This window comes from Natronorubrum halobium (assembly GCF_051351675.1).
Lineage (GTDB): Archaea > Halobacteriota > Halobacteria > Halobacteriales > Natrialbaceae > Natronorubrum.
The window spans coordinates 470,151-497,104 of the sequence record NZ_CP195595.1 but is presented as its reverse complement, the minus strand read 5'-3'; the positions used below and the strand labels follow the sequence as shown (position 1 = coordinate 497,104).

Below are 26,954 nucleotides of genomic sequence, written 5' to 3'. Positions count from 1 at the left end.
GAACTGGTTACTCGCACTCACCGATCTCGTCTCCGCCGTCACGTTCTCCGTCGGGAGCAGCGACCTCGCCGAACCGCGGCCCCCGCGTTACAGCGTCTCTCCGCCGGTCGAATCGAATAACACCGTTCCGGGCTAATTCGGGCAGCTGGACGTGATGGAGTTCGTAGACGAGCGTGAGGTACTCCTCACAGCACAGGGTTTCGTCGCCCCGAACGATCGGGGTTGCGTCCAGCGTCTCGTCGTCGGCCAGTGCGGCGACGATCCGTCGCTTCTGCGCTCGAAGCGCGGTCGTTAGTTGCCCACCACTCTCGGATATCTGTTCGGGTGTTTCCATCTGCTACCGCTCTCGACGTTCGTCTCGCCGCGGTTCGCACGGGTCCGGTATCACATCGCCGCCCGTCGACCGCGTCCGGCCGAGGCGCGGCGTTCCACGGTCGGAACACGGAATACGCGCTGGAACCATCACTACGACTCTCTGTTCCGCATCGGGACGGCCTCGATCGCTCCCCCGCTGAACACGGTCACCGCAAATCCTTCGTAACGGAAGGACGTGCTGCCAGATTTCCGAATACCGCCGGGAGACGGCGCGAACAGGTCCTCGAGTGCCGCCGTATCGATGGCGGAATGGAGCGGAGACAGTTCCATCGGATCGCTGTTCAGCGCGGTCGCTACCACCGCAACGACCGCCAGACTCGCCGAATCACGAATGCTATCGTACGCCGCCCGAAAGCGTTCCCTCTCGGTATCGAATTCGACGGCCCCCATCGAGTCGACGATATCGACGCTTCCGAACGTCTCACCAGATGTTGTCATATACTCGATGAACGCCTGCCAGCGGATTGTGGGTGACTTTTGCTCGCGCAACACGTTTTTATACGTCCTTTTTATCGATCCGCTTGAGACGTTATCAACGTGCTCGCGACGAGGCGCCGAAGACCGCGCTGTAACCGCGACGAAACCGCCTGTCGGCTGATCTCGAGTTCGTCGGCGATATCGTCCTGCGTGGCGTCTCGCGGCGAGTCGAAGTAGCCGCGGGAGTACGCCAGAACCAACGCCGTCCGTTGGCCGTCGGTCAGATCGTACTCCCGGTCCGACCTGAGCGCCGAGAGCGCGTGCAGTTGGGTGAGCTGGATGGGAATGTCGTTATCGTGGCAGTACGACTGGAATTCGGAAATCTGCTGTTGAGTGCCACTTCTCACCTCGAACGTCCACTTCTCGTCGTCCCCGATTCCAGACAGGAGGGCGACGTCGGTGTTGACGATCGCGGTTAGCACGCTCTCGTGCTCGAGGTTCCAGTCGATTCGGACGAGCATCTGCTCCGATAACTCGTCTACTATTTTCACCTTCTCGACTCCCTCATCGTCGCTCAGATCGGTCGTGAGTTCGGCGATGTTCTCCGCGTAAATCCAAAAGTAGGGGATAATGGCATCGCTCGTCGGGACGACTCGATCCAGTTCGATGGTGGCGTCGGGTAACTCTTCGAAGACGGCGTTCAGCGGGAATTCGGGCTGATCGATGGTAAACGATGCCTCGATTGCCATAGTCACGGTTCTCGGCGAGCGTTCTTGAGTCACTAGCCCTGTCCTCCCGACACTGACCGGGGACTCGACTCTGTACACTCCCTCGAGTCATCCGTTGCGAAGGCAGGGACAGGGCTATCCCCCGCAGCGTTCTATGGTATTCTATGGCAAACGACGACGACCTCGACGACCTGCTCGACGAACTCGACAGTCAGGGCGACCTCGAGACGTCCCAACAGATGCTCTCGATCCGGACGGAAAGCCGCCGGTACGACAAGCCGGTGACCATCGTCGAGGGGTTCGATCTCGAGTCGGACGAGATCAAATCGATCGCTTCGGACCTCAAAAGTTCGATGGGGACGGGTGGAACGGTCGACGACGGCCGGATCGAACTCCAGGGCGACCACCGCGATCGAGTTCCCGACCTGCTTCGCGACCGCGGGTTCGACGTTCGCGAGTGAGCGAGCCGAAACCGCCGGCTCACGGTCTGTCGTCCCGTCGCGTAGTCGAAGTCACTTTATGGCAGTCGTGTCAAGTAGGGGCATGAACGTCCGTCCAGCGGAACCCGAAGATTTCGAGGAAATCAAAGCCGTCGCGCGGGAAACGTGGCACGATACTTACGACGAACTCGAGGCTGGACTGATCGATCGGACCGTCGACGACTGGTACACCGACGACTCGATGCCCCTCGATGCGCCCGGAACGGTCGTTCTCGTGGTCGATCGCGCGGAGCAACGGTCCGCGGATGAGAGCGCGGAGCAACGGTCCGCGGATGAGAGCCGGACGCGGTCCGGCGACGAGGGCGAAATCGTCGGCTTTACACACGCAGTCGCGCAGGGTGACACGGCCGATATCCTCCGTATGTACGTCGCGCCCGACGCGCAGGGAGCGGGCATCGGGACGGACCTGCACGAGCACCTGATCGAGCGACTCGAGATGTACGACGTCGACCGCGTCCGCTCGTTCGACTTCGCGTTCAACGACACCAGCCGCCAGTTCTACGAGGGGCTCGGGTTCGAACGGACCGACACCGGCGAGGTCACGATCGAGGGCGAGCAGTACGACGAAGCGGTGTACACGCTCGAACTCTAGAACTCGGCCGTCGGTGGGTTACCGCCCCCTACCGAACCCGGCGATCAGTAATTCACTCGTCGGCTGGGGGTAGCTGAAACGACCTCGCTGTCGGTGTCGAGCGGAACGGCTAACGGCGATACGAGACACTGTGGAGTGCTACCACTTTGGTACTCGATGACGTACGCTGTGGTATGGAGATCCGACCAGCCACTCCCGACGACCGCGAGGCGATCAGATCCGTCGCTCGAGCGACCTGGCACGACACCTACGACGAACTCGAGGCCGAGACGATCGACGCGACTATCGACGACTGGTACGGCGACGACGAACTCGAGCGGGCGCTGTCGGAGCCGGGAACCGCCTTTCTGGTCGCCGAAAAGGACGACGAAATAGTCGGCTTCACCCACGGCGTCGTCACGGAGGACGAGGGCGACGTCCTGCGGATGGCGGTACACCCGGCCCACCAGCACGAGGGGATCGGGACGGCGCTGCACGACCGACTGCGCGAGGACCTCCGGGACTTCAACATGGCGCGGATGCGCGCGATCGATCTGGCCTCCAACGAGGGCGGTCAGCAGTTCTACGAGGAACAGGGGTTCGAGCAGACCGGAGAGGGGTCGGTCGAAATGGGCGGCGAGGAGCGCAAAGAGGTCGTCTACACGCTCGAGCTGTGAGTCCCGTGTCGGTCTCGGCTCACTCGAACGCGACGAGTTCCCCGCCGTCCGTGCCGACGAAGATTGCCCCGTCGGCCACCGTCAGTCCGCTTGCGAATCCGCCCTCGAGCGACCGAGACCACAGTCGATCGCCCGTCTCGACGTCGAGTGCCACGAGTTCCGAGCCGCCGACGGTCAGGTAGACGGCCCTGTCGGTGACTGCGGGAGCCGAGTTCGGCCGGCCGTCGACCTCCACGTTCCAGTCCGTTCCGGTATCGGTCCGGTCGAAGGCCGCGAACCGGCGGCCGGTCGAGCCCGCGAATATCGCCTCGCTCGTCGCCGCTGGCGACCAGATGACGTGGCCCGCGAATCCGAACCCGCGGTGCGTGACGCCGGCGGAGGTGAGGACCTCCACCGTGAGCGAGGGCGCCACGATATCGTCCTCGATCAGCGTCGGGGACTGCATGCGGGCACCCTCGTGGATCCACTGCTCGTCGCCGTTAATCCGATCCAGCGCGTGGAGTCGCCCGTCCAGCACCTCCTCGACGCCGACGTAGACGTTATCGTCGGCGACGGCCGGGTAGTCGACGGCGTCCAGGGACAACTCCGCCGACCATCGCTCGTCGCCGTCAGTCGCGTCGATGGCGTAGGCGACCGACTCGTCGCTCGTGCCGACGTAGACGGTCCCGTTGGCGGCAGTCGGTCCCGCTACCGGACCGGCCAGGTCGGTCGTCCACTCCCGTTCGCCGTCGGCTGCGTCCAGCGCGACGAGTTGCTCCTCCTCGGTGCCGACGACGACCAGTCCGTCGATGATACACGGACACTGTGATCGGCCGCCCTCGAGCGACTCGGACCACTGCTCGTCGCCGTCGGCCGTATCGAGCGCGTGAACGGTCCCGGCGTCGGTCGCGACGTAGACGGTGCCGTCGACGACCGCGACCTGATCGTCGATGCTACCCGGTAGCGTCGTCGACCACCGTTCGGACGGGTCCCCTGTCGGGGCCGTCGACGGAGTGTAGCCGTCGTTTGCCGGCGTTCGCTGGAAGGACGGCCAGTCGTCGGCCGCGATCTCCGGATCGTCCTTAGTGGTGTCCGTTTCGTTCCCGTCGCCGTCGCCCTCGTCACCGTTTCCATCGTCCTCCGTTCCCCCGTCTTCGCCATCCAGCAGGCTCGTACAGCCGGCGGTGGCACTCAGCGTCGCCGCAGCGCCCGTCAGGAGAACTCGACGCCTCGGGTGTTTCATGATACCTACAGCTCAGAACCGAATAATAAATACGATGAATGTGATCGGCCACTGACGGGAGCCGACGATCGCTCGGTTCCGTGCTCAGAACTCCTCGGATGGCGGTGCGATCCCTTCGTCGCCGCCCTCGAGTTCGAACTCCTCGCGAACCTCCCGAATCCGATCCCGGATGTCGGCTGCCAGTTCGAACTCGAGGTTGCCCGCGGCCTCCTCCATCCGGTCCTCGAGTTCCTCGATGTAGCGGGCGGCCTCGTTTTCGTCCGCGAGGTCCTTGCCGGAGACGCTCGAGGTGTCCGTTTTGCTCCCCGGCAAGTTGGTCTCGCTGACGTCCTTTTCGATGGTCGTCGGCTCGAGGCCGTGTTCCTCGTTGTGCGCCTGTTGAATCTCTCGGCGACGTTGGGTCTCCTCGATCGCGGACTCCATGGCGTTCGAGGGCTCGTCGGCGTAGAGGACGACCTCGCCGTTGACGTTTCGTGCAGCGCGCCCCATCGTCTGGACGAGCGTCGTCTCCGAGCGCAGGAACCCCTCCTGGTCGGCGTCGAGGATCGCGACGAGCGAGACTTCGGGGATGTCCAGTCCCTCCCGAAGGAGGTTGATCCCGACGAGGACGTCGATTTCGCCCAGTCGAAGCGAGCGGATGATCTCGTGGCGCTCCAAGGTGTCCGTCTCGTCGTGCATGTACGCGACGTCGACGCCGGACTCCTCTAAGTACTCGGTCAGGTCCTCGGCCATCCGTTTCGTGAGCGTCGTCACGAGGGTGCGCTCGTCGCGCTCGATCCGGTTGTCGATGCGGTCCATGAGGTCGTCGACCTGCCCGTTGGCGTCCGCGACCTCGATCGCGGGGTCGACGAGGTGCGTGGGTCGAACGATCTGCTCGACGATCTGCTCGCTCTCCTCGCGCTCGTAGTCGCCCGGCGTGGCCGAGACGTACAGCGTCTGGTCGGTCTTCTCCTGGAACTCCTCGAAGGTGAGCGGCCGGTTGTCGTACGCCGTCGGCAGTCGGAACCCGTTCTCGACCAGCGAGTCCTTCCGGGACTTGTCGCCGGCGTACTGGCCGCGAACCTGCGGCAGGGTGACGTGGGACTCGTCGACCACGGTCATGAAGTCGTCCGGGAAGTAGTCCAGCAGGGTGTAGGGGGCCTCTCCCGACTCCCGATCCGAGAGGTACAGCGAGTAGTTCTCGATCCCCGAGCAGTAGCCCGTCTCCTGCATCATCTCGAGGTCGAACGTCGTCCGCTCGTCGATGCGCTGGGCGGCGATCATGTCGCCCTTGCGCTCGAAGTAGGAGATGCGCGAGTCGAGGTCGTCGCGGATCTCGTCCATCGCCGCCTCGAGCGTGGTCTCGGGAATCGAGTAGTGCTCCGCGGGGTGGACGAGGACGGCCTGCTGATCGCCCTGGGTCTTGCCCTCGAGGGGATCGACCTTGACCATGCGGTCGATTTCGTCGCCCCAGAGCTCGACGCGGACGGCGTAGCGGCCGTACATCGGGTAGATCTCGACGGTGTCGCCGCGAACGCGGAACGTCCCCTGCGTGAAGTCGACGTCGTTGCGCTCGTAGTTCAGGTCCACGAGCCGCTTTAACAACTCGTCGCGGCCGACCTCCTCGCCGACCTCGAGTCGCAGGGACATGTCGATGTAGTTCCGCGGGTCACCGAGGCCGTAGATCGCGGAGACCGAGGCGACGACGATGACGTCCTCGCGGGTCAGCAGCGACCGGGTCGCGGAGTGGCGGAGCCGATCGATCTCGTCGTTGATCGAGGCGTCCTTGTCGATGTAGGTGTCGCTCTGCTCGACGTAGGCCTCGGGCTGGTAGTAGTCGTAGTAGGAGACGAAGTACTCGACGGCGTTGTCGGGGAAGAGATTTCGAAACTCCTCGTACAACTGCGCCGCGAGCGTCTTGTTGTGGGCGATGACGAGCGTCGGCTTCTGGACCTCCTCGATCACCCACGAGACGGTGTTGGTCTTCCCCGACCCGGTCACCCCGAGCAGGGTCTGTTTGTCCATCCCCGACTGGTAGCCTGCGGCTAACTGCTCGATCGCCTCGGGTTGATCGCCCGCGGGGTCGAAGGGGGCGTCGACCTCGAAGGGGCGGTCGACGTCGGGACGGTCCGGCTGGAGGGGACCTCGAGTCTCACTCATTATCGGAGTCACGGGTTCGAGGCACTTTACGCGCTCGCATCCGTCCCGCGGGCTCGGTCACGCGATCGTTCGGTCCGCGCCTGACGATCGATTCACTCTCCACCAACCGTCGGTCGCTCGCGACGGTCAACCGGAACCGTTATGTTCAATTCGTATACAACTCGTGCTGTGTACTCCAGACGAAGCGTGCTCGCCGCCGGGGCGGCGACTGGACTCGCCGCCGTCGCGGGCTGTCTCTCGAGCGGCCACTCGTTCGGAACGCTCGAGACCGATCCGGACACCTGGCGTCTCTCGGGGTACGATCTCCGGAACACGGCCTCCAACGCTGACGCGACCGTTCCCGACGACCCCGAGGAGCGCTGGCGGTTCGAACCCGAGTCGCCGGTTCGAAGCGTAAACGGGCTCGCCGTTGGCGAGGACGTCGTGGTCGCGGGCAGCGAGCGGGACGCGAACACCAGCCTCGTCGTGCTCGAGCGGGAGACCGGCGACGTGCTGTGGGAGACCGAAGACGAGAACGCCGACGTCTCCGAGATCGCACTCGGCGGCGAGACCGTCTACGCGGCGTCGGCCGATCGCTACGTTGCCGCCTACGACCTCGAGACGGGCGAGCGCCGGTGGGACGACGGCGAAGAGTCGAGTTCACGCTCACACGTTCCGCGGCGCCGGACGCTGCTGTTCGACGGGGAGACGCTCTATCGGGGAACCGAGTCCGCCCTCACCGCGTACGACGGCGAGTCGGGTGACGAGCGATGGCGTCTCTCCGGGTACGGCGCGAGCGCGATCGACGGCGATCGGCTGTTCCGCGGCAGTGCGACGATCACCGCGTACGAGTCGCCAACCTCGTCGCTCGGTCTCGGCGACGACGAGTTAGAACCGGTGTGGGAAGCGTCGGGCAGCGGTACGAGACAACTCCCGGTCGTCTGGGACGGACGCGTTCTGTCAGGCGCCGAGTACTGGTTCGAGGGATCCGAACGGCTGCAGGCGTACGACGCCGACGGCGGCGACCTCGAGTGGACGCACGAGTTTCCCGAGACGTACGTCACGTCGCCGGTTATCGTCGACGACCGCGCGATCTTCCACGTCGGTCGCGGGGGCTGGAACGACACACCCGACGGACCGGGAACGCTGCTCGCGGTCGACGCGGACGGCGAGGTGGACTGGGAGATCGAGACGGAGTGGGTGGTGCCGGTGCTGGCTGCCGCCGGAGGGACGCTCTTCGCCGGCGGCGAACCCGACGCCCCCGCTCTGGCGGCGATCGATCCCGAAACCGGCGAGACGCACTGGGAACGCGGGGTTCGGGGAGACACCGTTCGGCTGGCCGGGGCGACGTCGCTCGCCGCCGTCGACGGCCTGCTCGTCGTCGGGACCGAACACGGTCACGTCGTCACCTACGGCTGATACGGTCTGCTGTAACGATTTACCGGAGCAACCGCGACCCGTCCTGCGGTTGCTCCGGAAATGACTTACAGCGGTCCGTATGAGTGCGGACGGGTCGCGCTCACCTGCCACGCTAACTGTTATGGGTCGAGTCGTGGTGGTCGGACGTATGACAGAGCAACTCCAGCAGGCGCGCGATGATCTCGAGGAAGCGGCGAAGTCGGCCGACGACGACGTCCGCGACGACATCCGGGAAACCGCCGAGGCCTTCGCCGACTACACGATGAGCGATACGGAACCCGATCACGCGATCCTCGACGAGCGGCTCAACACGCTCCGACAGGCCCGCGAGCAGGCGGACGGCAACACCCGAGACAAACTCGAGTCGGCCATCGAGACGACCGAGGACTACCGCGAGACGATCGACCAGGCCTAATCTGTTAGGGAGAGAATCGACCGCTCACTCGTGCGTTTCGCCGGGTGAACCGTTTTGGGCCGGACCGTGATACACTCCACTATGAGTCAGTCGAATGACCAATCGTGGCAGTACAACGTCGTTGAACCGCCCCGAGGGCCGACGATGGAAGAAGCCATAGATCCGTCTTCCGTCTTGAACGAACTGGGTGCCGACGGGTGGGAACTGGTCACGACCATCGAGTACACCGGTGGCGGAACGAAGTACCTCGTCTTCAAGCGACCCGGGAACACTGCCGATGAGTGACGAGGTCAGTACGCAGGACACCATGCGCGAGCGGGCCGACGAGAGTCGGCTCAAGCTCTGGTTGCTGCTCAGCGCGAACCGAGCGATCGTGACGGTCGTACTCGCGGTCGTCTTCTTCGCCCTCTTCGTCGGCGTCGGCTCGCAGCTCGATCCCCCGCTTTCGGTACTGCTCGAGGATCGCGGCGTGATCGAGACGCTGTTTTCGGCGATGATCGGGGCGCTCATCACCGGCGTCACGCTGGTCGTCACGATCAGTCAGCTCGTCATCTCCGAGGAAAACGGCCCGCTCGGGGAGCAACACCGCCGGATGAGCGAGACGATGGATTTCCGGGATGACGTCACGGATCTCGTCGGGAAGCCGTCGCCGGCGGATCCGTCGGCGCTGTTGCGAAACCTCATCGACGCCACCGAGTCGCGAGCGGAGCGGTTTCAGGAGTCGGTGGACGGCGTCGACGACCGGGAGTTGGCCGCCGAGGCCGACGAGTTCACCGAGAGCCTGATCGGCAATGCCGCCACCGTTCGCGAACAGCTCGACGGCGCACAGTTCGGTACCTTCGAGGTTCTGAACGCGGCGCTCGACTACAACTACTCCTGGAAGATCTTTCAACTCGAGCGCTTCGAGGACGATTACGGCGACGTCATGGACGACGAACACCGGGACGCTATCGACGAACTCAGGACGGCGCTCGTCATGTTCGGACCGGCCCGCGAACACGTCAAGACGCTGTACTTCCAGTGGGAGCTGATCGATCTCTCGAGACTCATCCTGTACGTGGCGATTCCGGCACTGTTGGTCGCCGGAGGCGTGTTTACGTTCGTCGACGCGTCGACGGCTCCCGGCACGACCGTCGGCGTCGAGAACGTGCTGTGGATCGTCGCCGTCGGCTTTACGATCACGCTCGTCCCGTTTTTCCTCCTCACCGCGTACGTCTTGCGAATCGCGACTGCTGCCAAGCGAACGCTCGCGATCGGTCCGCTGATCCTCCGGGAGTCCCAGCGCTGAGCGGAATCAGCGGTCGTCCGCCGTCCGACTCGGGGAACGATTCCGTTCCTCACGCTGGCGCTGTGAACGAACGCCGTGAACGAGGCGGATAACGGACGATCCACTCGAACCACGGATCCGCTCTCGAAGATGGCCGATTCGATCGACGACCGAGCAGAATCGTCCGCTGGAAAACCGGTGCAAACCGTCGTCGAACCGTCGGGTTACCGCTCGCGCGGCGAGCGCTCGCTGATGTCGATATCGGCGTCCGTCTCCCCGAGCAGCGTCTCGAAGCCGTAGTCTTCGAACTGGTCGACAATCGCCGCCCGCTCCTCCTCGTCGACCGCCTCGAGGATGGTCCCCATGACGGCGGTCGCCGCGCGCTCGCCGGTGAGGTCGAGGGTGTCCATCCGCTGGTCGACCCGCGAGATGAACTCCTCCTCCGAGAAGCGGTTCCCGGACTCTCCCTCGACGAGGTGATCGCTCAGGTCTCCGGGCAGTTCGGCCGCCAGATCCTCGGCCTGATCCGCGCTCAGGCGTTCACCGAGCGTCGTCAGAACGGCTCGAATCGCGTCCATCGCGCCGTCTTCGTCGGCCTCGGTGCGGTCGCTCACCGTCTCCGTCAGTGCTGCTCGTTCCATGGGTGTGGCCACGCCCACCCGCTCCCTCACTGTTCGGGCGGCAACTGCTGGGGACGGTGCGCGGGTCGGCACGGAAGAACTACCGAGGCCGCCGGGATTAGCTCCGAGCGCCCGGCCCCGACTCGGGAAGCGCCGCCTCGAACTCGAGTTCCTCGAGTCGCTCCCGGAGGGCCTCGCGTTCGTCCTCGTCGACGTGCTCGAGCAGCGTGCCGACGACGATCCGAGCGAGTCGATCCGGATCGTCGATATCGGTGTGGGTGGTCCGTTCGTCGATTCGCGACAGGAACTCGTCGTAGTCGAACCGCTCTCCCGACGCATCGTCGGTGAGGAAGTCGCCGATATCGTTCGGCAACGAGCCGTCGAGACGCTGTAGGCGCGTCTCGTCGAGTCGTTCGCCGAGCGCCGACAGGACCGCCTCCGTCGCGTTCCGCGCGTCGGCTTCGCTCGCGAAATTCGCCTCGTACTGGACGGACTGGTAGAAGTCGTGGCGTTCCATACCGGACCGTTGGACGGAATCGCTTGTGCCGGTTGGGCCGGCGACTGCTGGTCGTCCGAGCAACTCGACCCGATCGGAAGCGAGTCGGATCGTTCACCGTTCACTCGCGAACCGAGGACAACGGCCGTTTCGGATCGATATCGCGCTCGCGGTCGCGTTGTCGATCGTGTTCCCGTCTGGCCGCCTCGTGGGCCGCCTCGTCGTTCGCTCCTCGGTCTGCCAGTTCCTTCAGTCGCTCCGCCCGTCCGTAGGCGATGACCCGGTCGCCGGCGTGAATCGTGTGCTCGCCGCCCGGTGCGCCGATGTAGGTGTCGTCCTCGCGCTCGATTCCGAGGATCGTCACGCCCTCCGCAGAGCGCAACTCCAGGTCGCCGATTCGCTCGCCGGCCAGCCACTCGTCCTCGTCGACGGCGATATCGGCCACGCGGTAGTCGCGGTCCAGATTGAGCAGGCCGGTGTAGTCGTGCGGCTCGAACCGCGCGGACCGCGAGAGCCCCTGCTCGATGACCGGCGTGAGCAGGTCGTTGAACCGCTGGCTGCGCGCGAGTCCGATCAGGACGAGACAGATACCGACGAGAATCACCAGTCGCTCGAAGCGCGTCACCGGATCCGCGAAGGAGACGACCAGCGACGCCACCGTCGTGACGAGACCGACGTTGCCCAGTCGCATGAGCATCTTGACCGTGAGGCGGCGACTCGGATACGCGGTCACCTCCTCGGCCTCGTCGGTCGTGAACCCGGCTCCGGAGAAGGCCGACAGCGACTGGAACGACGCGACTTCCGTCGAGAGCCCGGTCATTGTGAGCGCGACGGTTCCGATACGGACCACGAGCATCGAGAGCGAGATGATGATCAGCAGGGAGACGAACGCGTACATCGGTCCCGGAGGTAGGCACTACGGCCCGTTTGTATCCGGTGCCGGCCAGTTCAAGTACCGCGTTCAGAGGGATGGGGAGTCTCTCTCGGGGAACGTGCGTCCGTAACGCCGCTTCTCCGACGCCTACTGGAGCAGCGGACTCACCGGCGACGTCCCGTCCGGCGTCGACTCGTCGAAGAAGCCCTCCACGCCCTCGAGTTCGAAGACGAACTCGGGGCCGAACGCGCCGGCGGGCGTCTGGAACCCGTCCCCGGCGTCCCCTGCGAGCACCCGCTCCGCGACCGTCACGGCCGCGTCGGTGGTGACGACGTACGGATCCGGCGTCCGCAGGCGGGAGACGACGCGCTCGCCGTCGTCGGTACTTGCCTCGCCCCAGATGTACGCCGAGCCGCGTTCGCGCGCCCGTTCGGACGGTCCCTCGCGGACGCCGGCGAGCAGCTTCAGCGTCCACTGGACGGGCGGCGCCGAGAGAACCGGCGCGAGAACGCGGTGGAACTTCAGTGCGGTACGCGCGGGTTGGGGCATCACCGCGTACATCTCGACGTTCGGAATCCCGGTCGTGTAGTGGGCGGTCGAAACGTCCCCCATCGGCATCGTGACCGCCGGCCGCTCCCCGCGGCCGAAGTCGATCTCCCGGGTTCGCCACGCCGTCGGCACGTCCTCGAGGTCCCCGTCGCGGCGGATCGCACCGCCGTCGTCGGCGCCCTCGATCACCGTCCGGACCGTGCCGACCGACGGGACGCGGAAGGAGTCGACGCCCAGCGCCAGGTCGGTCGCCTCCGGGAGGCGGTCGGCGAGGTGGGCGGCGAGACAGTCCATCGGGACCGTCGAGAGCGCGGCGGCGGGGAGGAGAGTGACGCCCGCATCGACCGCTTCGTCGTCTCTGTCCCGAATCGACTCGATGACGGGAATTTCGCCCGTGATGTCGACGTACTCCGTTCCGCTCTCGAGACAGCCCTCCACGAGCGGATCGGCCGTGTTCGAGAACGGGCCGGCACAGTTCAGCACGCAGTCGACGTCCTCGAGGGCCTCGGCGACGATGTCGGGATCCTCGAGCGAGAAGCGTCGACCCGGCTGGCCTACTTCGTCCACCTGTTCGCGGAGCTGCTCACGATCTCGTCCGGCCAGAACGGGGTCCAGTCCGCGGTCGATCGCCTTCTCGGCGATCAGGGACCCGACGAACCCGTACGAGCCGTAGATCAGGAGCGAGGGCATACTCGCGCTACGGTCTCTCGGAGGGTAAGCGACAGGCTGGAATACTCATCCGATCGCCGGAGGAAGTACAACAACGCGGGGTCGACTCACTCGAGTCGATCGAGCACGGCGTCTCGCTCGTAGGACAGCGACAGCGACCGCGAGCGGCCGCGGCCGTCGACCTCCGTGTAGTCGGCGTCGATCAGCCCCAACTGGTCGAGTTTGTTGACGATTTCGGAGTAGCGCGTGTAGCCGAGGTCGGTCCGCTCGTGGAACGCCTCGTAGACGTCGCCGGCCTGATCGCCGTCGTTGTGGGCGATCACCTCGAGCAGCGCCTGCTCGGTGTCAGTCAGCCCGGAGAGGCTCCGCGAGAGGTTGATGTACTTTGACTTCTCGTAGGCCTGCTCGACGTCTTCCATCTCGACGGTCCGACTGGCGCGCATCTCGGCGTTGAGGCCGGCCCGTCGGAGCAGGTCGATTCCGACCCGGAGGTCGCCGCTGTCGGCGGTGAGGTCGGCGACGTACTCGAGGGTTTCCCGCGAGATGACGCCGTCGTGAAAGCCGCGTTTGACCCGTTCGGAGAGGATGTCGACGATTTCGGGCTGGTCGTAGACCGGGAAGTAGACGTCTTCGGGTCGGAAGACGCTCTGGACCCTCGAGTCGAGTTCGTCGATGACGTCGAGTGCGGGGTCGGAGGAGACGACGACGACGCCGATCTTCGCGCCGGGGTACTCCTCGTGCGCCCGCAACAGCGAGTAGAGCGTATCGCTCGCCTCGTTCTCGTAGAAGAGGTAGTTGACGTCGTCTAACGCGACGACGAGCACCTTGTTCTCCTCGACGAGTTTCTCGGCGATCTGGCCGAACAGCTTCTTGAACGAGATGCCCGAAGAGGGCGGTTCGTAGTCGAAGGTGCCCTCGAACAGCCTCGAGAACACCGAGTACCGCGTCGCGTTCACCTGACAGTTGACGCGGATCGTTCGCACGTCGCTGGTCTGGGCACCGACCTCGTCGAACAGTTTCTGAATGGACGTGGTCTTGCCCGTTCCGGGCGGGCCGCGAACCATAACGTTCAGCGGTCGCGATCCACGCACCGCTGGGCGTAACGCGTACGTCAGGCTCTGGGTCTGCCCCTCCCGGTGCTTGAACGTCTCGGGAACGTAGTCGATTTCGAAGACGTGCTCGTTCTTGAACACGGACTCGTCCCACGACAACATCCCCCCGTCGGGGTCGTCCACCATCACTTTCACCACGCTCTCGTAGCTACTTAGTTCTTCGCAGCGAATCGACAGCGGCGCGTTAGGGGGTGCTGGACGCGTGTGGCGTACTGCCGGATTACTCGCTCGTGGCGAGCTATCACCCCAGAAACCCGAGAGACGCTTGTCCACAAATAAATCGATAAATAACAGGTGTTTCCTAGACCTAGCGAAGATACGTAACAACCATCAACACCGTGTGGATAATAGCGGGATAATGCTCAAGTTTCGTCCCCCTCCGAGGAACGATCCACACTCTCCAAACCGTTATCCCGCACGTATGTGACCGAGGCAGCCCCTCTCGGGGCTGTACCGACTCGAACGTTCATAGCCTGCCGTTCCGGCGGTTTGATCCGGCTTAGGCTAGTTCGATCCGCTCCATCCCGCGATCGAGATCCGCCGAATCGATCCGGCCGCCGTGGGTCATCCGTACGTGCGCTCGAACCAGCCGTTCCACCTCGTCGCCGCTGCTCGAACGGATCATGAACTGACAGCTCCCCTCCGAACACGAAAACTGGTAGGTCATACCGTAGCATCGTCCGGGTACGCAGGTAGGTATTACACTTGCATACTGAGGGCGTTGACCGCCTCGACTGGCCGGATCTTCCGCCTCGAGATCCCCGTATCGCACTCCTCTCCACGGGCAAGAACGCGGTCGTTATCCGTCGATCAGCAGGACGTCCCCGACGCCGCGCTCGGCGGGTCACTCGTAGTCGACTTCCAGCACGTACTGTCCGCGGCCGGTGTAGGTCTGTTCGCTCCCGTCCTCGTCGGGTTCGGGCTCCGGCGCGTGATGGATACTCGTGATGACGCCCCCGTCGTCGGCGAAGACGACGTCGATCTCGAACGACATGTCCGGCATCCCGAACCGCCGCTCCTCGACCGAGTCGTAGACGAACAGCATACTACGGTCTTCGGGGAGTTCGTCCGTGTCGCTGAGCCCGAGCCCTCGCAGCTCATCCGCATCCGCGATCGCCGCCGTCACCTCACCCAGTTCGTCGCCGTCGGGGTCGCTACGCTGACGTCGGCCGTCTCGTACTCCGCGTGGATCTCCGTCGACGATTCGTCGTCGCTCGAGTCTTCCGCAGTCTCCTTGTCGTCGTCGGTAACGCCGATACACCCGGCGAGCCCGAGTGAAGCGAGGCTCGCGGCGAGCCCTGTGAGAACCGTCCACCGGTTCGAGGACAGTGAGCACGGTGGAGTCGTTACCGGTATGCTACTGGCTACGACGGAGCTGATAAATGGTTGTCGTGATAGGGCAGACCGCGGCGTCGGCCGAGGGTGAAGGGGTATTTCACTTGCAAACCGGGAGCTGTGGTCGGTCAGCGATCGTCCAGAACGAGCCCGATGACGCCAGCCACGGCGACGGCGAGGACGGCGCCAGTGACGAACAGGACCGTGTAGGAACTCACCGAGAGGAGGACGCCGAACGCGACCGGTGAGACCGAAATCGCCCCGGTCTTGCCGACTTCGAGGACGCTGACGACGCGACCCCGGACGTCGGCCGCCGCGGTGGCGGTGACGACGTCGTTGGCCACCGGATCGAAGAGGCCGTCGCCGACGCTCGCGACCCCGAGGATGAGGAGAACGAGCCACGGCTCGAGGGTCAGGAGTAACGCGCCGGTGCCGACGCCGAACAGGAGGAGGCTCCCGATCAGGACGGTGCGCCGGCCGAATCGGCCGACGATCCGACCCGCTGCCGGTGCGACGAACAGGCGGCCGAGTCCGAGGACGGCGACGGCGGCGCCGCCGACGAATTCGCTCGTACCGAGTACGGTGACCGCGTACAGCGGCATGAACGTAAAGAGCGCGTACCGGACGAAAAAGAGTACGAAGACGCCGACGATGACGATCCGGCTCTCGGTTGTGAGCGCGCCGCCGACCTCGCGTCCCATCTCGACGAGTTGGGAGAGTGATGGGACGATCGATCCGGACGACTCGGACGCCGCTCGCGCGGGTGCCGACGTCGGTTCCGGGAGCCACAGATAACAGCAGACGAAGGCGACGAACGACAGCCCGTAGAGGAAAAACGGGTGCCGCCAGGAGACGTCGACCAGCACGCCGGCTAGCAGCGGGGAGCCCACGCCGACCAGCCCCGTGATACTCGTGAGAAACCCCTGTGCCGTCGTCGCGACGCGTCCTTCGTAGAGGTCGCCGATCAGCGTGATCGCCATCGGGATGAGTCCCGGGAAGGCACACCCCTGAATCGCCCGAAGCAGGAGGATGACGCCGAAGGAGTCGACGAATCCGATCAGCATGCCCGCGAAGCCGTAGACGACCAGCGAGACGAGAAACACCGTCCGTCGACCCATGACGTCGGTCAGCGATCCGACGACCGGAATCGCGACGACTGCGGGGAGGAAAAACGCCGTCATCACCATCCCGACACGCGCCTCGGTCAGGTCGAACGCCGACGCCATTCCGGGCAGCGCCGGAGAAACCAGTGTACTCGAGAACACGCCGACACCGGCGAGTCCGAGGATCGCGTAGAGCTTCGGGTCGGCCCTGAGGTCGGTGTTACGGGACATACAGATCCGACGTCTTCGGATACCGAGCGGAGCCACACATCGTCTGGACAGCGCCGATGACCTGCACGGCGGTCGGTGCCGATTTCCGAACGTGTTCGACGGATCTACCCGTGTGGTCGAACAATGAGTGCATCTGCACCACTCTTTGCGAACAATTCACGAGTAACGTATGCCGAAAGCAGGAGTAAATAGCTGCGGGAACCGGAAGTGCCGTCAGTCGAACTTCTCGAGCAGCCGATCGTAGAAGACGGGTTCGGACTCGCCGGCCGGTGGCGCCCCGCCGTTGGCCGCCGCCGGCTGTCCGGCCTCGTTCGCTAGCTTCTCGACGATCAGCTCCGGCGTCGACCGCGCGAGGTGATCTTTGACCGGCGATCGGTTCACCTCGAGTTCGCCGTCCACGAGTCCGACGGCCTCGATCCCGTCGATCGTCACCGCGAAGTCGGCCATCTCGCGGATCTCGCCCGCCAGGTGGGAGACGAACACGGCGATCGCACCGTTGTCCTCGAGGGCCTCCAGAATGCCGGCGATGATCTTCGCCGACGCGCCGGGTTCGGTGATGCTCTCGAGTTCGTCGACCAGCACGAGCGAGCCCTCGCCGCCCTGCGCGAGGTCGGCGAACTCCCGCACTGTCGACTCGAACGCGCCCGCGTCCAGCGTCCCCTGGGTCTTCGCGTGGTAGTGCAGGTCGTCGAACCGTCGCAACCGCACTCGCTCGGCGGGGACGGGCAGGCCCATGTGGGCCAACACGACGACGCTCGCGACCAGATCGAGCGTCGACGTCTTCCCGCCGCTGTTGACGCCCGAAAGAAGCGCCACGCCCGACACCTCGTAGTCGACGGGGTCGATGGCCTCGAGCGGTTCGTCGAGCAGCGGCGAGCGGCCGCCCTCGACGGCGAAGCCGGCCGAATCGTCGTCCGAACTGCCGCTGGCAGTTTTTCCGCCAGTGAATTCGGGCATCGTACACTCGAACTCGCGAGAAAACCGGGCGATCGCCAGTTCGACGTCGAGTTCGAGGGCGTCTCGAACCAGCTGTCGGGCGTCCTCGCGCTGGTCGGCGAGGTCGGCCGCGAGGTCGCGCTTGAGACGACCGGCACGACGCTCCTTCGCCGCCGTCAGCTCTTCGCGCAGCCGCGAGACGACGGCCTCGTCGCGCTCGACCGGAAACGTCGGCTCGTCGCTGAACGCCCGGCGGGCGATCTCGGCCTCGCCCTGATCCAGATCGATCGCGTCGACCAGGTGGTCGCGGGCCGCTTCGACAGCCCGTGCGTAATCGTCCGCCAACTCCCGCGAGAGCAGGGAGTCGACGCCGGCGCCGCGTTCGACCAGCGAGAGGAGGTCCGCCCCCTCGATCGTGACGTCCTGTTCGCGGATCGCCTGTCGCAGGTGGTCGTTGGCCACGCTTTCCGCCGCGCTCGCCGCCGCGTCGAGGTCGTCGACCGCCGTCGTCAGCCGATCGAGTTCGTCGTCGCCCGCGACGGTGCCGTCCTCGTCGAGTCGCGAGAGGCCGTCCTCGAGGGCCGCGAGGTCACAGGCCGGCTCGAGGCCGGCCGCCTGGTGGACTTCGACGGCGGCCTGCAGTCGATCGCGATTGCGCGCGAAGAAGGCCAGCGGGCGCTCGGGGACGACCTCCGCGGGGTTCTCGAGCGCGTCCGGTCTGACCTGCACGTCGCCCTCGACGGTGACGCCGGCGAACGACTCGTCGAGCGCGAACACCGTCGAGTAGCCCCGCGCGAGTTCGGCCAGCCCCTGTGCGTCCTCGACGACTTCGACGGAGAGCTCCGGGATCGCCTCCCGCGCTTCCGAGTAGCGTTCGGCGTCGGTCGTCGCCAGACACCGTTCCCGGACCCGAACGTCGCCGGGTTGCTGGAGGGGTTCGACGCCCTCGAGCGCCTCGAGCACCGCTTCGTCGTAGTCGCGCTCGACGGCCGCGCTCGCGAACTCCTGTACCTCTTCGATACGGGACCGGCGCGGACTGGGGTAGATCGTCTCGAGTCGCTGAGCGGCGTAGTCGGTGACGGTTCGCGCCTGGAGCAACGCGAGGACGTTCCGGTAGACCTCGCGAGCGCGGTCGGTCGCGAGGAAGCCGCCGGGATCGTCGTGTTCCTGCCGGATCGCGCCGCGCGCGATGCGTGCGGCCCGACCCTGGGTGATCCCCGGCGCGGTCGCGATCGTCGCGACGTCGCCGCTCCGCAGCGCGCGCTCGGGTTCCTCGAGCGCGTCCAGCGCCCGAGCCGTCTTTTCGCCTACGCCCGGGATCGACTCGAGGTCCATAGCTTCGTGCACAGCGTATCAAACCGGAGCGAGAAAAAGTTCCCGCCCGGTTTTTCGGCCTCGACGTGGTAGCTCGGCGCATGGAAACCGGCGCTCGAGCGTACCACGACCGGACGAAGCACTCCCCGAAGAGCGTTCGAGAGGGTGGACACGGACTGGATTTCGACAACAAACCGACGCCGTACAAGGCGTACACGGATCTCCTCGCGGTGCCGCTCGCCGAGCGGATACGCCCGCCCCAGCAGCCGGCCCTGTCGGCGATCACCGAATCGACGCCGAACGGACGACTCCCAGCGGACGACGCGACTCGAGACGGGCGATTGGACCGCGAGACCGTCACGGCCCTCTGTTACTACGCGGCGGGCATCACGAAGGAGATCGACCTCCGCGATCGGTCGAAGCTGTTCCGGGCCGCGGCGACCACCGGCGCGCTCTATCACGTCGACCTGTACGTGGTCTGTGGCGACCTCGATGGAAGCGCGACCGGTGAGGCGGCGAGTGACCTCGCGGCCGGCGTCTACCACTTCGATCCCCGAACCCTGTCGCTGGACGTCCTCCGAGAGGGTGACTATCGCGGCACTCTCGCAGCCGCGAGCGAGTACGACGCCGTCGCCGACGCACCGGTCTCGTTCGTCGCGACCTCGACGTGGTGGCGCAACGCCTGGAAGTACGGGGATCGAACGTTCCGCCACGCCTTCTGGGACTCCGGCACGACGCTCGCGAACCTGCTGGCGGTGGCCCACGCGCTGGACTACCGCGCCGAGGTCGTCACCGGCTTCGCGGACCGGCCCGTCGCCGACTTGCTCGGTGTCGATCCCGGGCGCGAGGCGCCGCTCGAAATCGTACCGATCGGGTCGGGTGACGCCGCCCACGCTTCCGCCGATCTCGACCTCGAGCCCATCGACCCCAAAACCGAGCCCCTCTCACCGAACGAGAAACGGTTCCCGCTGATCCACGAGGCGTGGTCGGCCGGGACGATCGAGGACGGTGCCGACGCCGATTCCTGGCGCACTGACGGACCCGCGGGGCCGATCGGCACTCGCAATTCCGGCGACGGCGACCGCATCGCACTCGAGCCGGTCGACAACGAGACGGCCTCGAGTCGGCCGCTCCACGAGACGATCGGTCGACGCGGTTCCTGTCGCGAGTACGACCGCGACCCGATCAGCTTTCGGAAGCTGTCGACCGTGCTCGACCGGGCCGTCCGCGGGGTCCCGATGGATGCCCGCCGCGAGGAAGACCCGCCACTCTCGTTCGTCGACCCCTACCTGCTCGTCAACGGCGTCGAGGGCCTCGAGTCCGGCAGCTACCGCTACCATCCCGCCGCGGGCGAACTCGAGCGCCTTCGGGCGGGCGAGTTCCGGCGCGAGGCGAGCCACCTCGCGCTGGACCAGCGGCTGGGCGGGGACGCCGCGGTCTGCATCTACTTCATGACCGACCTCGAGGGACGCGCGGAGCAACGGTCCGCGGATAGCCGAGCGGCAAAGCCGCGAGGCGTCGTCGACGCGCTCGGTGAGCGGGGCTACCGGGTGGCGCAACTCGAGGCTGCGCTGACGGCGGGTCGGCTCTATCTGGCGACGTACGCGCATCGAACGCTGGGCGGCACGGGACTGACGTTCTACGACGACCTCGTCTCGGATTTCTTCGCGCCGCGCGCCGCCGGCCAGACCCCGATGTTCCTGTACACGATCGGCCGTCCGGCGTAGCTCGTCTTCGAGCCCGCTGGCTCCGCTCGAGGCTTGCGCGCTCCGGGACGCCCGTTATTCGGTCGGGTTCCCAAGGACGGATATGGTACTCAAGAAACTCCTCGGCTCGACGGCGACGCGGTCGCTGACGGTCGTCTCGGTGCTCTCGGAGGCGAAGAAGGCGTTCCGTCAGGGGAACAGAACCCGCGGGCTCCTGCTGGTCGGCGTTGCCGTCCTCACCTGGAAGTGGCTGCTCCTCGGCATGGCCGCGCAGGGCGTCCTCAAACTGGTTCGCGGCGGTCGGTCGAACTCGAGTCCGGCGTAATCGTCTCGAACCAGTTCCGCCCACCCGAAGATATTCTCTCGGCCACAGTATTACGTAGACGGGTTTCCTCGGTAGCGGTATGTGGGGCGACTCCGGGCCGATCGACGGGTTCGAAGTAGTCGTTTGCTGGGTTCTCGGTCACGAGTGGCCACGCGAGTACACCGAATCCGGTGAGAGCGCCGACGCGTCCCGTTGCCAGCGATGCCAGAAGAGACGGGTCACCGAGCGACCCAGTTCCGAAGACGGCTCCGACACCAGGTAACGGGCTGCGGCTCGCTCCCGATTGCGAAACGAGACCGTCCGCGAGTCCCGCCGGATCTCCCGGACTCAGTCACCGAAATCGGCATCTTCGAAGTGTTCGTTAGCCAGTTCGTCGATCATGTCCTCGATTTGCGCTCGCTTCTCGTCGTCCAGGTCCTCGACCGCGCCGACGCCGCGACCGCCGCTCTTCGCCGTGCTGAGCGCGTTCTTGTTCAACTCACCGTCGGGATCGACCACGGGGAGTTTGAGATCCGTGAAGTTCTCCGGCGGAAACCCCGACGCCGAGAGGAGGAAGTGGTCCGCGACCTCGCTCAGGTCGTCCGTCTGGTGAGACTCGGACGAGTCTCGCTGACCATCCGAGCTTCGCTCGGAGATGTCGAAATCCTCGAGTTGCGGATCGTCCCACTCCTCGGTCGTCGTGTCCGAGAATTCGGGCTCGTGCAGTTCGTAGTCGGTCATACACGAGCCATCGTCGACGCGAAAAATCGGCCTGCCCCTTGCGAGTTCAACGGCCTCGAGTTCACTCCCCGACCGATACTGCTTTTTCGAAACGGGGACAATACGTCACCAATGGAATCGCCGACGATTGTCGTCGTTCGCAACGAGGTCGATCCCGACGCCGAGTACCACTGCGACGCCCTCGCGGGATGCGTCCCGAACGCCGCTCCCGGCGCCCGAGAGATCGACTATCCCGCCGGCGAGCGGCCCGACCTCGAGCGCGCCGACGGCGTCGTCCTCACGGGGAGCACGGCGGGCGTCTACGAGGCCGACGAACGCCCGTGGATCGCCGACCAGCAGCGCCTCGTTCGGGAGCTAATCGACCGCGAGATTCCGACGCTCGGGGTCTGTTTCGGCCACCAGATCGCCAACGCGGCGCTGGGCGGCACCGTCGAGCACGTCGGCACGACCGCGCGGCCGGTCGACGCCGGCCTCGCCGACGACCCGCTCTTCGACGGCGTTTCGTCGGTCGTCCCCGTCACGCACGGCGACGTCGTTACCGAGGTCGGCGACGATATGGAGATCGTCGCTTCGGCCGACTACTACCCCGCGTTCGCGACGCGCCACCGAACGGCCCCGCTGTGGACGGTCCAGTTCCATCCCGAGTTCACCGCCGACCTGCGCGACCGACTCGTGGCGGATTTCGACTGGACCGACGGCGACCGCGGGTTCGAGGACGTGAACGCGACTCGCGTCGTCGAGAACTTCGCGTCGATCGTCGCGGACTCGAGCGGGTAGCCGACTCGAGCGGTGCTGCGGCGTCGAGTGCTGGCTCGATCCCGGCGCTACGATTCCGTTTCTCCGTTCTCGAGCGCCGACTCGAGCGTCTCGGCCGCGTCGAGAACCGTCGCATCGTCGAACCGTGAGCCGACCAGCATCAGTCCGACCGGAAGCCCATCGGCCTCGCCGACGGGGACGCTGATCGCGGGGTGGCCGGTCCGGTTGAACGCGGTCGTGTTGGTGATGACGAGATCCTCCCGCATGCGGTCGTACTGGTCCATCTCTGGATCGCGTTCGGGCGCGGTCCGGAGCGTCGTCGGCATCGCCAGCAGGTCGTGCGATTCCAGGAGCGCGTCGTAGCGCTCGGTGAGTTCGACGACGAGGTTCATCCCGTCGGCGTAGTACCGCGAGTGGTACTCATCGTTGGCGTACGCACCGACGAGCAGGGAGAGTTTGAGCGGTGCGGGGAAGTCGTCGGCCTGCACCCGTCGCGCCGAGCCGAAGTACTCGATCCAGGAGGTGTTGTACCAGGCCTTCCAGCCGTGGCCGAGGCCCTCCCCGATCATCGCGTCGAGCAGGCCCTCCGCCGTACAGACGGTGTGGATGTCTTCGGCGTCGCGGTGCATCGGCTCGGAGACGTCCTCGAGGTTCGCTCCCTGCTCCTCGAGCGTCTCGAGGGCGCTGTAGACGCGCTCGAGCACGCCGTCGTCGGCTTCGGGGCGGTCGAACCCTTCCTGCAGGAGACCGATAGAGAGCGCTGACGCATCGCCGTCGAGGCGTTCGTGGTAGGGCTCGACCGGGACCGGCGACGGTTCTCGCAGGTCGCGTTCGTTGCTCCCGGCGATCACCGAGAGGAGCCGCGCGGCCGTCTCGACGTCCGACGCCATCGGTCCCGGATGGTCGATCGCGTGCGCGAGCCCGATACAGCCCGTGTAGGGAACCAGTCCGTAGGTCGGCTTGTGGCCCACCACGCCGCAGAGCGCGGCCGGAATTCGGACGCTCCCGCCCTGATCGGTGCCAATGGCGGCGTCCGCCTCGCCGGTCGCGACGACGACCGCGCTCCCGCCGCTCGAGCCGCCCGCGAGGTGGTCGTCGTCGCGGGGGTTCGTGATCGGCCCGAAGGTGCTGTGTCCGGTGGTCGTCATGGCGAAGTCGTCCATGTTCGCCTTGCCGGTGACGTCCGCACCGGCCTCGAGCAGTCGAGTGACGATGGTCGCGTCGACGTCGGGGACGTACCCCTCGACGACCTGCGAACCACAGGTCAGTTCGACGCCGGCGACGCAGACGTTGTCCTTGATCGCGATCTCCATCCCGTCCAGTTCGCCGCCGTCGTCACCCGACACGTGACAGCGGCTCACCCAGGCGTTGTGCGGGTTCTCCTCGTCGGGGACCCGGACGCCGGCGCTTCGCTCGCGGGTCTCGCTCCCGCCGAGCCGTGACTCCGGATCGTACGAGCGGACCGTCTCGTAGGCGTCGACCCGTTGCTCGGCCATCTCGGCGAAGAACTCGAGTTCCTCGTCGGTCAGATCGAGAAACAGCGAGTCGCCGAACGCGCGGAGATCGTCTTTCGTCGGCGGTCGAATCGGCATAGTGTGCCAGACACGACGGCCGGCAAAGTGCGTAATCGACCGAGCGAAGAATGTAAGCGATACGTGACGGTCGACCCGCTACGGGGATACTCGAACCGGAGTCGACGGTGACCTGCCGTCAGTCGTCGCTCGGCGTACTCCCGGCGTTATTGGCCGCAGCCGGATTCTCGGCGACGAACCAGCCGTCTTCGGTCGCGTTCTCGGCGATGTCCGGCTGGAACACCCAGGCGGTCAGCGCCAGGATCGGGATCATGGTGAGCGCGACGACGGCGTAGCCCGCGTGCAGGTTCGGGAGGAACGGCGCGGCGAACAGGAGCGGGTAGACCGATCCGCCGACGGTTCCGATGCCGCCGACGATACCGGCGACGGAGCCCGAGTTATCCGGAAACATCGCGGGCACCTGCGCGAAGATCGCTCCCTCGGAGAACGCACAGCCGACGCCGACGAGGAAGCCGGCGACCACCGCGACGTAGATGTTGCCGGTCAGTCCGGCGGCCGTCATCCCGACCATCGCACAGATGACGAACGCCATCGTCGCGAACGTCCACTGCTCGCGGTAGCGTCCCTCGAACCAGGGGAGGATGTCCGTCTCGTTGCGGGCCACCACGTCGCTGATCCAGCCGCCGAGCGGGCGGAGCAACCCGGCCGCGATCGAGAACGTCGCCGCGAATGTCGCCGCGATCACGAGGTCGCTCTGACCGAACCCTTCGCGGTAGTAGGTTCCCAGCCAGCCGTTCATCGCGACCTCGAGGCCGAAGGTCATGACGTAGGCCGCCGAGAGCACGACCGCGCCGTGTCGGGTGGCGATGTAGAGCCACTGGTCCCGGCTGACGCCCCGTTTGGCCGCCCGGCGTCGCTCCTCGGTCTTCGCGGCGTCACCGACCACGAAGTAGATCACGCCGAGGACGATGGCGAGGACGCCGGTGTAGAAGAAGGCGGCTCGCCAGTTCGACGCGAACAGCGCGTCCGAGTAGCCGTCGCCGAAGAGCCGCGGGAGCGTGAAGTACGCGCCGAGACCCGCACCGGCGTTTCCGACCCCGGCGAAGACGCCTTCCGCCAGTCCCAGGTTCTCCTCTTCGAACCACTGGGCGACGTGCTGGATACCGATGACGAAGGTGATCCCGGCCAGCGAGGCGATCACTCGCGAGACGGTGAAGATCTCGTAGTTCGGCGCGAACGCGCTGATGATCGAGAATATCCCGACGATCACCAGCGTGAAGCCGGCGGTGACCGGCGCTCCGAACGTGTCGGTGAGCGGACCGATGAGGATTCGACCGAGCGGGACGGCGACGACGGCCGCGCTCGAGACGAGTCCGAGCTGGGCCACCGAGAGTCCGTACTCGTCCGCGATCTCGCCCGTGAACGGGGCGAACGAGAACCAGATCACGAACCCGAGGTTGAACATCGCCGTCGCGAGCAGCAGGTTGATCCACTTGCGGTCGATCATCCCCATCCCTCGCTTCCTGCATCGTTACTCGAGCATCTGGCCGGTCGAGCGAGCGCCCCATCGGTCGTCGCTATCGGGGCGGTGCTGGAACGCTCGTCGTCCGTGTCTCGTACACCCGTACCCGCACACTCGTATCCCAATACGGATTTGAAATCGTTCGTCTCAGACGGTATTTGGTGGCCGATTGAGCTCATATTACGGTCTACTCTGACCGTTCGACCCTATATAAGCGTATTTATTAGTCGGAACTAACAATAATACGCAGTAGCCATCACACTAATCCATTCTGTGGACCTTTAAGGACGTGACGGATGCAGCTATCGGCGGGAAAAATAACCGAACTTTTGCTAACTCCGTCGAAAATTCGATATGCGTCACTCTAGACGTGGCGGACGAGAAAACACGCTCGTCGGCACGCTACTCCTCGAGGTGTTCGATTCCTTCCTTTGAGACGTTCGCTTCCGTGATCTCGTCGGGCATCCAGTCGGGCTTGTCGTCGGGGGCCGTCTCCTCCCACGCCCAGCCCTCGTAGATGTGTACTTTACTCGTCCCTTTCTCTCGTAGTCTGAGCTCTACGCGTTCCGCGTCGTCTTCACTCGAGCCGGGCTCGAGTCGTCGGGCCGCCTTGAGGGCTGCCTGACGGGGAGTGTTCCCCGAGAAGACGCTCGACTCGTCGCCGCTCGACTCGCGCAGTGCAAAGTTTCGTTTACCGTCTTCACGTACCATGGTTTTCGACTCCATGCTAATTAAGCACACGATCCGACATAAAGATATCCCCGAAAACCGACCGACTGCGCCGGTATCTTTAAGTGGGTGGCCTACACCATTCTTCCGCAATATCTGCAATTTCCGTCCGCCGCCGGGATCGGGTTGCGTTCCTCGTCGTGTTGTCTCACCGTGCGTGAGACGCTCACCCGTCGGGGCGTCGAAAACACTTAAGTATATCCTACGGCGAAGTTCGTCATAGAATCCCGCGATGGTACGGAAAAAGAAGCTGAGTCCAAGCGGTGCGAAAGACGAAGACGGTAACTATCACAACGTCCACCTCAACCTCCACGAGGACGAACTCGAGGTCGCGGGCATGGATATCGGCGATGAAGTCTTCGTTCGGGTCCGGGACGGAAAGATCATCATCCAGAAAGCCGACGAAGAGGACGTCGAACACGAATTCTAAGGAACGAAGTTTTGCTCTGTCGTTCGAAAGACGCTTCGCGTCTTTCGTGACTGAGCGGAACGAAGTTCCGCGAGGTCAGCGAAACCGTCGGTTTCGCTTGATCACGAGACGGTTTCGCCGTCTCGAACGACGGTCTGTCGCGCTGACGGCAGCGAAGCTGCCGCACAGCGCGATGTCCCTCGGCAAAAATTCGATTAAAAGCACCGGAAGACGGTCCTGCTCGCTATCGCTCGCAGGCTGCGACTTCCGAGCCTTCGTTCGCTAAACTCGCGAAGACACTCCTCCT

The 26,954-nt window shown here is 65.3% G+C and carries 28 protein-coding genes and 1 pseudogene; 11 read left to right on the top strand and 18 right to left on the bottom strand.

Going from position 1 to position 26,954, the window contains the following annotated elements; translation table 11 throughout:
- Window positions 1-7: 7 nt before the first annotated feature.
- The 3 genes from ACSFC7_RS02425 to ACSFC7_RS02415 all read right to left on the bottom strand — a co-directional run bounded on the left by ACSFC7_RS02425 (window position 8) and on the right by ACSFC7_RS02415 (window position 1,541).
- Entirely contained in the window at window positions 8-334 is a 327-nt protein-coding gene (locus ACSFC7_RS02425; RefSeq protein WP_436346173.1) for a hypothetical protein, read from the bottom strand.
- Between the two features lie 131 nt (window positions 335-465).
- Entirely contained in the window at window positions 466-813 is a 348-nt protein-coding gene (locus ACSFC7_RS02420) for a HalOD1 output domain-containing protein (protein WP_436346172.1), read from the bottom strand.
- Window positions 814-884: 71 nt separating this feature from the next.
- Window positions 885-1,541, bottom strand: coding sequence for a helix-turn-helix domain-containing protein (locus tag ACSFC7_RS02415; protein WP_436346171.1), 657 nt, complete (start codon window positions 1,539-1,541; stop codon window positions 885-887).
- A gap of 143 nt (window positions 1,542-1,684) precedes the next feature.
- On the opposite strand from ACSFC7_RS02415, the gene ACSFC7_RS02410 reads away from it, so the two are divergent.
- The 3 genes from ACSFC7_RS02410 (at window position 1,685) to ACSFC7_RS02400 (ending at window position 3,268) form a co-directional block, all read left to right on the top strand.
- Complete coding sequence (locus ACSFC7_RS02410; RefSeq protein WP_436346170.1) at window positions 1,685-1,981, top strand: translation initiation factor; 297 nt, start codon at window positions 1,685-1,687, stop codon at window positions 1,979-1,981.
- Between the two features lie 82 nt (window positions 1,982-2,063).
- A complete protein-coding gene (locus ACSFC7_RS02405) occupies window positions 2,064-2,612 on the top strand; it encodes an N-acetyltransferase family protein (protein ID WP_436346169.1) in 549 nt (182 codons plus the stop codon).
- A 173-nt stretch (window positions 2,613-2,785) separates the two neighbouring features.
- Entirely contained in the window at window positions 2,786-3,268 is a 483-nt protein-coding gene (locus tag ACSFC7_RS02400; protein ID WP_436346168.1) for an N-acetyltransferase family protein, read from the top strand.
- A gap of 19 nt (window positions 3,269-3,287) precedes the next feature.
- Here the strand turns inward: ACSFC7_RS02400 and ACSFC7_RS02395 are convergent, their stop codons facing one another.
- Together ACSFC7_RS02395 and uvrB are read right to left on the bottom strand one after the other, a co-directional pair.
- A complete protein-coding gene (locus ACSFC7_RS02395; protein WP_436346167.1) occupies window positions 3,288-4,490 on the bottom strand; it encodes an outer membrane protein assembly factor BamB family protein in 1,203 nt (400 codons plus the stop codon).
- A gap of 84 nt (window positions 4,491-4,574) precedes the next feature.
- A complete protein-coding gene (uvrB, locus tag ACSFC7_RS02390; RefSeq protein ID WP_436346166.1) occupies window positions 4,575-6,629 on the bottom strand; it encodes an excinuclease ABC subunit UvrB in 2,055 nt (684 codons plus the stop codon).
- 168 nt (window positions 6,630-6,797) lie between these two features.
- Here uvrB and ACSFC7_RS02385 point away from each other — a divergent pair, with 168 nt between their 5' ends.
- The 4 genes from ACSFC7_RS02385 (at window position 6,798) to ACSFC7_RS02370 (ending at window position 9,730) form a co-directional block, all read left to right on the top strand.
- Entirely contained in the window at window positions 6,798-8,027 is a 1,230-nt protein-coding gene (locus tag ACSFC7_RS02385) for an outer membrane protein assembly factor BamB family protein (RefSeq protein ID WP_436346165.1), read from the top strand.
- A 148-nt stretch (window positions 8,028-8,175) separates the two neighbouring features.
- Entirely contained in the window at window positions 8,176-8,442 is a 267-nt protein-coding gene (locus tag ACSFC7_RS02380) for a DUF7553 family protein (RefSeq protein ID WP_436346164.1), read from the top strand.
- A gap of 81 nt (window positions 8,443-8,523) precedes the next feature.
- Entirely contained in the window at window positions 8,524-8,727 is a 204-nt protein-coding gene (locus ACSFC7_RS02375) for a DUF4177 domain-containing protein (RefSeq protein WP_436346163.1), read from the top strand.
- The gene (locus ACSFC7_RS02370) at window positions 8,720-9,730 is read left to right on the top strand and encodes a hypothetical protein (RefSeq protein WP_436346162.1); all 1,011 of its coding nucleotides are present in this window, start codon (window positions 8,720-8,722) and stop codon (window positions 9,728-9,730) included. The genes ACSFC7_RS02375 and ACSFC7_RS02370 overlap by 8 nt, the downstream gene beginning before the upstream one ends.
- A 203-nt stretch (window positions 9,731-9,933) precedes the next feature.
- Here the strand turns inward: ACSFC7_RS02370 and ACSFC7_RS02365 are convergent, their stop codons facing one another.
- The 9 genes and pseudogenes from ACSFC7_RS02365 to ACSFC7_RS02325 form a co-directional block, all read right to left on the bottom strand.
- The gene (locus ACSFC7_RS02365; RefSeq protein ID WP_436346161.1) at window positions 9,934-10,350 is read right to left on the bottom strand and encodes a DUF2267 domain-containing protein; all 417 of its coding nucleotides are present in this window, start codon (window positions 10,348-10,350) and stop codon (window positions 9,934-9,936) included.
- A gap of 97 nt (window positions 10,351-10,447) precedes the next feature.
- Complete coding sequence (locus ACSFC7_RS02360; protein ID WP_436346160.1) at window positions 10,448-10,846, bottom strand: DUF2267 domain-containing protein; 399 nt, start codon at window positions 10,844-10,846, stop codon at window positions 10,448-10,450.
- A 100-nt stretch (window positions 10,847-10,946) separates the two neighbouring features.
- Complete coding sequence (locus ACSFC7_RS02355) at window positions 10,947-11,723, bottom strand: TrkA C-terminal domain-containing protein (RefSeq protein WP_436346159.1); 777 nt, start codon at window positions 11,721-11,723, stop codon at window positions 10,947-10,949.
- Window positions 11,724-11,846: 123 nt separating this feature from the next.
- Window positions 11,847-12,938 carry a saccharopine dehydrogenase family protein gene (locus ACSFC7_RS02350; RefSeq protein ID WP_436346158.1) on the bottom strand — a complete coding sequence of 364 codons (1,092 nt, stop codon included), beginning with the start codon at window positions 12,936-12,938 and terminating at the stop codon, window positions 11,847-11,849.
- Between the two features lie 86 nt (window positions 12,939-13,024).
- Window positions 13,025-14,155, bottom strand: a complete 1,131-nt coding sequence (locus ACSFC7_RS02345) for an ORC1-type DNA replication protein (protein WP_436346157.1) — start codon at window positions 14,153-14,155, stop codon at window positions 13,025-13,027.
- A 373-nt stretch (window positions 14,156-14,528) separates the two neighbouring features.
- Window positions 14,529-14,696, bottom strand: coding sequence for a DUF1059 domain-containing protein (locus ACSFC7_RS02340; RefSeq protein WP_436346156.1), 168 nt, complete (start codon window positions 14,694-14,696; stop codon window positions 14,529-14,531).
- Between the two features lie 177 nt (window positions 14,697-14,873).
- Window positions 14,874-15,358: pseudogene (locus tag ACSFC7_RS02335) on the bottom strand (DUF192 domain-containing protein).
- A 134-nt stretch (window positions 15,359-15,492) separates the two neighbouring features.
- Window positions 15,493-16,698 carry an MFS transporter gene (locus ACSFC7_RS02330; protein WP_436346155.1) on the bottom strand — a complete coding sequence of 402 codons (1,206 nt, stop codon included), beginning with the start codon at window positions 16,696-16,698 and terminating at the stop codon, window positions 15,493-15,495.
- Window positions 16,699-16,911: 213 nt separating this feature from the next.
- Window positions 16,912-18,969: a MutS-related protein gene (locus tag ACSFC7_RS02325; RefSeq protein WP_436347894.1), complete on the bottom strand. Its 2,058-nt coding sequence runs from the start codon at window positions 18,967-18,969 to the stop codon at window positions 16,912-16,914.
- An 80-nt stretch (window positions 18,970-19,049) separates the two neighbouring features.
- Between ACSFC7_RS02325 and ACSFC7_RS02320 the strand changes: the two genes are divergently transcribed.
- Together ACSFC7_RS02320 and ACSFC7_RS02315 are read left to right on the top strand one after the other, a co-directional pair.
- Window positions 19,050-20,675: a SagB/ThcOx family dehydrogenase gene (locus ACSFC7_RS02320; protein WP_436346154.1), complete on the top strand. Its 1,626-nt coding sequence runs from the start codon at window positions 19,050-19,052 to the stop codon at window positions 20,673-20,675.
- A gap of 82 nt (window positions 20,676-20,757) precedes the next feature.
- Window positions 20,758-20,979 (top strand): hypothetical protein, encoded by a 222-nt coding sequence (locus ACSFC7_RS02315; protein ID WP_436346153.1) that lies wholly within the window; start codon window positions 20,758-20,760, stop codon window positions 20,977-20,979.
- A 327-nt stretch (window positions 20,980-21,306) separates the two neighbouring features.
- Here the strand turns inward: ACSFC7_RS02315 and ACSFC7_RS02310 are convergent, their stop codons facing one another.
- On the bottom strand, window positions 21,307-21,699 hold the full coding sequence (locus tag ACSFC7_RS02310; protein WP_436346152.1) for a hypothetical protein: 393 nt from the start codon (window positions 21,697-21,699) through the stop codon (window positions 21,307-21,309).
- Window positions 21,700-21,810: 111 nt separating this feature from the next.
- On the opposite strand from ACSFC7_RS02310, the gene ACSFC7_RS02305 reads away from it, so the two are divergent.
- Window positions 21,811-22,476 (top strand): type 1 glutamine amidotransferase, encoded by a 666-nt coding sequence (locus ACSFC7_RS02305; RefSeq protein WP_436346151.1) that lies wholly within the window; start codon window positions 21,811-21,813, stop codon window positions 22,474-22,476.
- A gap of 47 nt (window positions 22,477-22,523) precedes the next feature.
- Here the strand turns inward: ACSFC7_RS02305 and ACSFC7_RS02300 are convergent, their stop codons facing one another.
- The 3 genes from ACSFC7_RS02300 to ACSFC7_RS02290 all read right to left on the bottom strand — a co-directional run bounded on the left by ACSFC7_RS02300 (window position 22,524) and on the right by ACSFC7_RS02290 (window position 26,220).
- Window positions 22,524-24,047: an amidase gene (locus tag ACSFC7_RS02300; RefSeq protein ID WP_436346150.1), complete on the bottom strand. Its 1,524-nt coding sequence runs from the start codon at window positions 24,045-24,047 to the stop codon at window positions 22,524-22,526.
- Between the two features lie 118 nt (window positions 24,048-24,165).
- Complete coding sequence (locus tag ACSFC7_RS02295) at window positions 24,166-25,494, bottom strand: MFS transporter (RefSeq protein ID WP_436346149.1); 1,329 nt, start codon at window positions 25,492-25,494, stop codon at window positions 24,166-24,168.
- Between the two features lie 417 nt (window positions 25,495-25,911).
- Window positions 25,912-26,220 carry a non-histone chromosomal MC1 family protein gene (locus ACSFC7_RS02290; RefSeq protein ID WP_436347893.1) on the bottom strand — a complete coding sequence of 103 codons (309 nt, stop codon included), beginning with the start codon at window positions 26,218-26,220 and terminating at the stop codon, window positions 25,912-25,914.
- 250 nt (window positions 26,221-26,470) lie between these two features.
- Here ACSFC7_RS02290 and ACSFC7_RS02285 point away from each other — a divergent pair, with 250 nt between their 5' ends.
- Window positions 26,471-26,668: a hypothetical protein gene (locus ACSFC7_RS02285; RefSeq protein WP_090312084.1), complete on the top strand. Its 198-nt coding sequence runs from the start codon at window positions 26,471-26,473 to the stop codon at window positions 26,666-26,668.
- Window positions 26,669-26,954 lie beyond the last annotated feature (286 nt).

Coding starts and splice junctions, on each gene's coding strand:
- ACSFC7_RS02345 (WP_436346157.1), bottom strand. CDS start 14,155: ATGGTGGACGACCCCGACGGGGGGATGTTGTCGTGGGACGAGTCCGTG.
- ACSFC7_RS02285 (WP_090312084.1), top strand. CDS start 26,471: ATGGTACGGAAAAAGAAGCTGAGTCCAAGCGGTGCGAAAGACGAAGAC.
- ACSFC7_RS02300 (WP_436346150.1), bottom strand. CDS start 24,047: ATGCCGATTCGACCGCCGACGAAAGACGATCTCCGCGCGTTCGGCGAC.
- ACSFC7_RS02405 (WP_436346169.1), top strand. CDS start 2,064: ATGAACGTCCGTCCAGCGGAACCCGAAGATTTCGAGGAAATCAAAGCC.
- ACSFC7_RS02420 (WP_436346172.1), bottom strand. CDS start 813: ATGACAACATCTGGTGAGACGTTCGGAAGCGTCGATATCGTCGACTCG.
- ACSFC7_RS02315 (WP_436346153.1), top strand. CDS start 20,758: ATGGTACTCAAGAAACTCCTCGGCTCGACGGCGACGCGGTCGCTGACG.
- ACSFC7_RS02330 (WP_436346155.1), bottom strand. CDS start 16,698: ATGTCCCGTAACACCGACCTCAGGGCCGACCCGAAGCTCTACGCGATC.
- ACSFC7_RS02410 (WP_436346170.1), top strand. CDS start 1,685: ATGGCAAACGACGACGACCTCGACGACCTGCTCGACGAACTCGACAGT.
- ACSFC7_RS02400 (WP_436346168.1), top strand. CDS start 2,786: ATGGAGATCCGACCAGCCACTCCCGACGACCGCGAGGCGATCAGATCC.
- ACSFC7_RS02305 (WP_436346151.1), top strand. CDS start 21,811: ATGGAATCGCCGACGATTGTCGTCGTTCGCAACGAGGTCGATCCCGAC.
- ACSFC7_RS02370 (WP_436346162.1), top strand. CDS start 8,720: ATGAGTGACGAGGTCAGTACGCAGGACACCATGCGCGAGCGGGCCGAC.
- ACSFC7_RS02350 (WP_436346158.1), bottom strand. CDS start 12,938: ATGCCCTCGCTCCTGATCTACGGCTCGTACGGGTTCGTCGGGTCCCTG.
- ACSFC7_RS02320 (WP_436346154.1), top strand. CDS start 19,050: ATGGAAACCGGCGCTCGAGCGTACCACGACCGGACGAAGCACTCCCCG.
- ACSFC7_RS02290 (WP_436347893.1), bottom strand. CDS start 26,220: ATGGTACGTGAAGACGGTAAACGAAACTTTGCACTGCGCGAGTCGAGC.
- ACSFC7_RS02425 (WP_436346173.1), bottom strand. CDS start 334: ATGGAAACACCCGAACAGATATCCGAGAGTGGTGGGCAACTAACGACC.
- ACSFC7_RS02340 (WP_436346156.1), bottom strand. CDS start 14,696: ATGACCTACCAGTTTTCGTGTTCGGAGGGGAGCTGTCAGTTCATGATC.
- ACSFC7_RS02355 (WP_436346159.1), bottom strand. CDS start 11,723: ATGTACGCGTTCGTCTCCCTGCTGATCATCATCTCGCTCTCGATGCTC.
- ACSFC7_RS02380 (WP_436346164.1), top strand. CDS start 8,176: ATGACAGAGCAACTCCAGCAGGCGCGCGATGATCTCGAGGAAGCGGCG.
- ACSFC7_RS02415 (WP_436346171.1), bottom strand. CDS start 1,541: ATGGCAATCGAGGCATCGTTTACCATCGATCAGCCCGAATTCCCGCTG.
- uvrB (WP_436346166.1), bottom strand. CDS start 6,629: ATGAGTGAGACTCGAGGTCCCCTCCAGCCGGACCGTCCCGACGTCGAC.
- ACSFC7_RS02295 (WP_436346149.1), bottom strand. CDS start 25,494: ATGATCGACCGCAAGTGGATCAACCTGCTGCTCGCGACGGCGATGTTC.
- ACSFC7_RS02310 (WP_436346152.1), bottom strand. CDS start 21,699: ATGACCGACTACGAACTGCACGAGCCCGAATTCTCGGACACGACGACC.
- ACSFC7_RS02395 (WP_436346167.1), bottom strand. CDS start 4,490: ATGAAACACCCGAGGCGTCGAGTTCTCCTGACGGGCGCTGCGGCGACG.
- ACSFC7_RS02365 (WP_436346161.1), bottom strand. CDS start 10,350: ATGGAACGAGCAGCACTGACGGAGACGGTGAGCGACCGCACCGAGGCC.
- ACSFC7_RS02325 (WP_436347894.1), bottom strand. CDS start 18,969: ATGGACCTCGAGTCGATCCCGGGCGTAGGCGAAAAGACGGCTCGGGCG.
- ACSFC7_RS02375 (WP_436346163.1), top strand. CDS start 8,524: ATGAGTCAGTCGAATGACCAATCGTGGCAGTACAACGTCGTTGAACCG.
- ACSFC7_RS02360 (WP_436346160.1), bottom strand. CDS start 10,846: ATGGAACGCCACGACTTCTACCAGTCCGTCCAGTACGAGGCGAATTTC.